At 60.5% G+C, this 6,373-nt stretch carries 1 protein-coding gene; it reads left to right on the top strand.

Annotation, left to right across the window (positions count from 1 at the left end; genetic code table 11):
• The coding region (locus ACZRMO_RS30105) for a beta strand repeat-containing protein (protein ID WP_463975264.1) at positions 1–6,373 on the top strand (6,373 nt) is incomplete at both ends.

A 6,373-nucleotide genomic window follows, 5' to 3' on the forward strand; every position in this document is an offset into this window, starting at 1 on the left:
CGCCGGTACGTTCGTTGCGACCGACGAAGAAACCCCACGTGACGGCCTGACCATCACCTTCACTGCGGGCACCAACGACGCCGGCTACTACGCCATCGTTGGCAACAACGTCGTGCTGACCCAAGCAGGCGCGAACTTCGTCAACGCCGGCAACCAGCTGCCAAAAATCGACCTGACCGTCACCGATCCTCAGGGCCTGAACTCCACTGGCTCCGACCAACCGACCGTCAACCTGCACAACGACGTGCCGGTGATCGAAATTGCGGCCAACACCATTGTTGAGGACACCGCCAGCGCAGGCACCGTCGCCGGTACCTTCACCGCGACCGACGAAGAAACCCCGCGTGATGGCCTGACCATCGACTTCACGGGTAACAGCAACGCCGACGGCTACTACAGCATCTCCGGCAACAACGTCATCCTGACCCAAAAAGGTGCGGACTTCGTCAACGCCGGCAACCAGTTGCCAAAAATCGACCTGACCGTCACCGACCCACAAGGCCTGCACTCCAACGGCACTGGCCAGCCGACCGTCACCCTGGTCGATGACACCCCGACTGCCATCGACAACCACATTGAAGGCAACGAAGACACCCCAATCGAACTGACCTGGGCGACCTTCGGCGTTCAGGATGAAGACACCGCCAGCCCAGGCGTGGTGTTCACCAGCCTGCCGGCCGGTTCCATCGAGTACAAAGTCGACGGCGAGTGGGTCAAGCTCACCACGGCCGATCTGAAAACCGACACCTCGGCGGGCAAGGTCTTCACCCAGGCTGACTTCGATGCGCACAACGTGCGTTACAGCCCGGCTGAGAACGAATCCGGCGACAACAGCTTCGGCGGCACCGGCGTGGGCAACAAGGAAGGTGACTACACCGAGCTGAAATTCCAGGCCACCGACGGCAACTCCTACAGCGACACCAAAACCATCACCGTGGATATCCACCCGGTGACGGATGTGCCGGTGCTGACCATCGGCCAGGTGCCAACCGGTCTGACCATTCAGACCTGGACCGGCGGCAACCTGCCGGGTGCCCTGGGCACCAACGGCCAAGGCGTGACCGACTCCAACACCCTGATCAAAGTGATCAACGGCCAAGCCGCCGGTAGCGCAGCCACCACGGGCGTGACCAGCGATGTCAACAACGGCAATGTGGCCGAAGGCACCGCGACCAAAGTGTCCGGCCTGGTCTACCTGGAAGCCGGCAAGAGCTACACCTTCACCGGTACAGCCGACGACAGCCTGGCAATCACCGTGGGCGGCAAGCTGGTTGCTTCCGAGACCTGGAGCCAAGGCAGCGGCATCAATGGCTCGGCCTTCACGCCGACCGAGTCGGGTTACTACACCCTCGACATCTACCACTACAACCAGAACGGCCCGGGCAACTACAACGTCAACGTGTCGGTCAACAACGGCCCGTCGGTATCGCTGGGCAGCAGCGGCGTGCAGACCTACACCAGTATCGAAGCGTTGAAAGACGCCGGCATGGTGCTGGGCGACAGCCACGTGGTGAACGGCGAAGGCTATTACACCGGCAACGTCTACAACCACGGCCTGGAAGACACCGCGATCAAGATCGCGCCGATTGACGTCAAGTTTGTCGACACCGACGGCTCGGAGTCCCACAAGGTCGAAATCAGCGGCCTGCCGGAAGGCACCGTGCTGACCGACGGCACCCATACCATCACCTCGACCGGCGCAAACACGCTGTACGACGTGAGCACCTGGAACCTGGGCACCCTGAGCGTTACCCCGTTCAAGGACTCGACCGCCAGCTTCGACCTGACGGTTAAAGCCACGGCCAAAGAACTGAGCACCGGCGTTGAAGAAGTCACCACCGGTAAAATCAGTGTCGTGGTTACAGCCGTCAACGACGCGCCAGTACTGGGCAACGAATCCACCAACGCGTTCGGCGATACCTACATCGAAGGCAAGCCAGGCGGCTACGTCGCGGCGAACCTGACCATCACCGACGTCGACAACACTACCCTGCAAAGCGCCAAGGTCACGCTGGTCAACCACCTGACCGACGACGTGCTGATCGCGGATGTGAGCAACACCAAGATCACCGTCAGCTACGACAAGACCACCGGTGTGCTGACCCTGTCCGGTGAAGCGACCAAGGCTGAATACCAGGAAGTCCTGCGCTCGGTGCACTTCGCCAGCGAAAGCGAAGACCCAAGCCCGGTCAACCGCAACCTGACCATCACCGTGAACGACGGCCAGGCGGATTCGGCGCCAGTGACCTCCGTGATCTACGTGGTGCCGGTCAACGATGCGCCGGTGATCAGCTTCGACAGCACCAAGTTCGTCGAGCAAAAAGGCGCGGTGGCACTGGTTGAAAAACTGAGCATCACCGACGTCGACAACCAAACCTTCAGCAAAGTGGTGGTCACCGTTGATCACCTGGTGTCGGGCGACCTGCTCACCAACGCCGACGTGCTCAAGGCCCTCGCCGTTGCCGGTATCACCATCACCGAAAGCGGCAGCGCCGCCGATGGCAAGATCGTCTACACCCTGACCAGCAACTTGCCGGCCGGCAGCAGCGCCGCCGACTTCATCAAGCTGGTTGAAGCGATCACCTTCCAGGCTCCGGGCAACAACCCGGCCGGTACTGATCGCACGGTGTCCATCTCCGTGACCGATAACGGTGGCGGCAACCTCGACCGTGAGCCGCCAGAAACCAGCACCGCGACTGGCAAGGTCACTGTCGAGCTGTTCAACGATGCCCCGACTGCAACCGGTAGCTCTACCGGCGCAGACGAAGACCACGCGGCCACGATCGTACTGAGCGGCGCCGATGTGGACGGCACCGTTGCCAACTTCGTCATCACTTCCTTGCCGGAGAACGGCAAGCTGTACAGCGACGAAAACATGACCACCGAACTCAAGGTCGGTGACTCGGTGCCTGCGGGCGCCGACGGCAAGGCGTTGGTCTACTTCAACCCAACGGCTGACTGGAGCGGCACAACGGCGGTCACCTTCACGGCGGTCGACAATGCCGGCAAAGCCAGCGACGTCACCACGGCGCCAGTGACCATTGCACCGGTCACCGACACCCCGCACCTGGGCCTGCTCGGTGGCGGCGTTGTCAGTGCGATCAACTTCGACAGCGCGAACCTCAACGGTTCGTGGGGCACCGTCGCAGTCGGCGATGCCAACAACGCAGCCGGCACCGGCCCTGCCACCGAGTGGAAGACCGGCAACAGCGACGGCAAAGTCGAAATCGGCCAAAGCAGCATCTACGGCGTCGAGACCCCGGGCAACAGCCAGGTCATCGAGCTGGAGAAAAACACCGGCGACGACTCCAGCCTTTACACCATCATCAAGGCTGAAAGCGGCACCGCGTACAGCATCTCGGTCGACTACTCGCCGCGTGCCGGCGCCGAGAACAACTCGGTCATCGACGTATTCTGGGGCGGTGTCAAAATCGGCACCCTGGATACCACTGTCGTTGGCATGAAGACCTACACCTTCGTGGTACCGGTGACTGCCGACGGTGACGCCAAGCTCGAATTCAAGGCCCCGGCCGGCGAATCCAACAACTCCCTTGGCGGCGTGATGGACAACATCAGCGTCACCCAGGTGCTGAACACCGGCCTGGAAGACCACGCGATCAAGTTGTCGGCCATCGACGCCTACGCCACCGACCGCGACGGCTCCGAGACGCTCAAGCTGGAAATCAGCGGCATCCCGGCAGGCGCGACCATTTCCGATGGCGCGGGCCACACCTTTACTGCGACGGACGGCAATCAAAGCGTCGACATCAGCGACTGGAGCCGCGCCACACTGGTCTACAACCCGGTGGCAAACGCCTACGGTGTGGTAAACCTGACCGTGACCGCCACGGCACAGGATGGCGATGCGTTGCCTAAGTCCGAGTCGATCACGCTGCCGATCAACGTGATTTCGGTCAACGACCTGCCCGTCATCGAAGTGGTTGCCAACGCCCTGGTGGAAGGCCAAGTGGCGGAAGGCACCGTTGCCGGTAACTTCACCGTCAGCGATGTGGAAACCCCGGTTGCCCAGCTCAAAGTCACCTTCACCGGCGACAGCAACAAAGATGGTTACTACACCCTCGTTGGCAATGCCGTGGTGCTGACCCTGGCGGGTGCGAACTTCGTCAACGCGGGTAACAAGCTGCCGGCGATTGATCTGACCGTGACCGATGCCGACAAAGGCAGCGCGCACGATGCAGCGACGCCGGATGTGACGTTGGTTAACGACGTGCCGGTGATTACTGTTGCTCCGGCTACGATTGAAGAGAACTCGGCTGCTGTGGGTACTGTTGCCGGTACTTTCACTGCGACGGATGAAGAGACTCCACGTTCGGGTCTGACCATCACCTTCACTCCGGGCACCAACGCTGATGGTTACTACGCCATCGACGGCAACAACGTTGTGCTGACCAAGGCGGGTGCTGATTTCGTCAACGTTGGCAACCAACTGCCGAAGATTGACCTGACTGTTACCGATCCAGCCGGCGCTCACTCGAATGGCGAAGGCCAGCCGACTGTTAACCTGGTTAACGACGTGCCAGTGATCACCGTTGCTCCGGCTACCATCGAAGAGAACTCCGCTGCCGTTGGTACTGTCGCCGGTACCTTCACCGCGACTGACGAAGAGACTCCACGTTCGGGCCTGACCATCACCTTCACGGGCAACAGCAACGCTGATGGTTACTACGCCATCGACGGCAACAATGTTGTGCTGACCAAGGCGGGTGCTGACTTCGTCAACGCGGGTAACCAGCTGCCGAAGATCGACCTGACTGTTACTGATCCAGCGGGCGCGCATTCGAATGGCGAAGGCCAGCCGACTGTTAACCTGGTTAACGATGTGCCGGTCATTACCGTCGCTCCGGCCACGATTGAAGAGAACTCGGCTGCCGTTGGTACCGTCGCCGGTACCTTCACCGCGACCGACGAAGAGACCCCGCGTGACGGCCTGACCATCACCTTTACTCCGGGCACCAACGACGCCGGTTACTACACCATCGTTGGCAACAACGTTGTGCTGACCCAAGCGGGTGCTGACTTCGTTAACGCTGGTAATCAGCTGCCGAAGATCGACCTGACCGTTACCGATCCAGCGGGCGCGCATTCGAATGGCGAAGGCCAGCCGACCGTTAACGTGCATAACGACGTGCCGGTCATCACCGTTACCGCCAACACCTTGGAAGAGAACTCGGTCACCACGGGCACCGTCGCCGGTACCTTCGTTGCGAAAGACGAAGAAACCCCACGCGAAGGCCTGACCATCTCGTTCACGGGCAACAGCAACTCGGCTGGCTACTACGCCATCTCGGGCAACAACGTTGTGTTGACCAAGGCAGGTGCTGACTTCGTCAACGCCGGCAACCAGCTGCCGAAGATCGACCTGACCGTGACTGATCCTGAAGGCCTGAACTCCAAAGGTTCCGATCAGCCAGTGGTCAACCTGCATAACGACGTGCCGGTTATCACCGTCGTCGCCAACACCTTGGAAGAGAACTCGGTCACTACAGGCACCGTCGCCGGTACCTTCGTCGCCAAAGACGAAGAAACCCCGCGCGAAGGCCTGACCATCTCCTTCACCGGCAACAGCAACTCGGCTGGCTACTACGCCATCTCGGGCAACAACGTTGTGTTGACCAAGGCAGGTGCTGACTTCGTCAACGCGGGCAACCAGCTGCCGAAGATCGACCTGACTGTCGCTGACCCAGAAGGCCTGAGCTCCAACAACAACGCTCAGCCAGTGGTCAACCTGCACAACGATGTTCCGGTTATCACCGTTACCGCTAACACCCTGGAAGAGAACTCGGTCACCACGGGCACCGTCGCCGGTACCTTCGTTGCGAAAGACGAAGAAACCCCACGCGAAGGCCTGACCATCACCTTCACGGGCAACAGCAACTCGGCTGGCTACTACGCCATCTCTGGCAACAACGTTGTGCTGACCAAGGCAGGTGCTGACTTCGTCAACGCTGGCAACCAGCTGCCGAAGATCGACCTGACGGTTACTGATCCAGAAGGCCTGAATTCCAGCAACAATGCTCAGCCAGTGGTCAACCTGCACAACGATGTTCCGGTTATCACCGTTACCGCTAACACCCTGGAAGAAAACTCGGTCACTACAGGCACCGTCGCCGGTACCTTCGTTGCGAAAGACGAAGAAACCCCACGCGAAGGTCTGACCATCACTTTCACGGGCAACAGCAACGCGGCTGGCTACTACGCCATCTCTGGCAACAACGTCGTGCTGACCAAAGCAGGCGCTGACTTCGTCAACGCCGGCAACCAGCTGCCGAAGATCGACCTGACTGTCGCTGACCCAGAAGGCCTGAGCTCCAACAACAACGCTCAGCCAGTGGTCAACCTGCACAACGATGTT

Source organism: Pseudomonas sp. B611, from assembly GCF_055407965.1.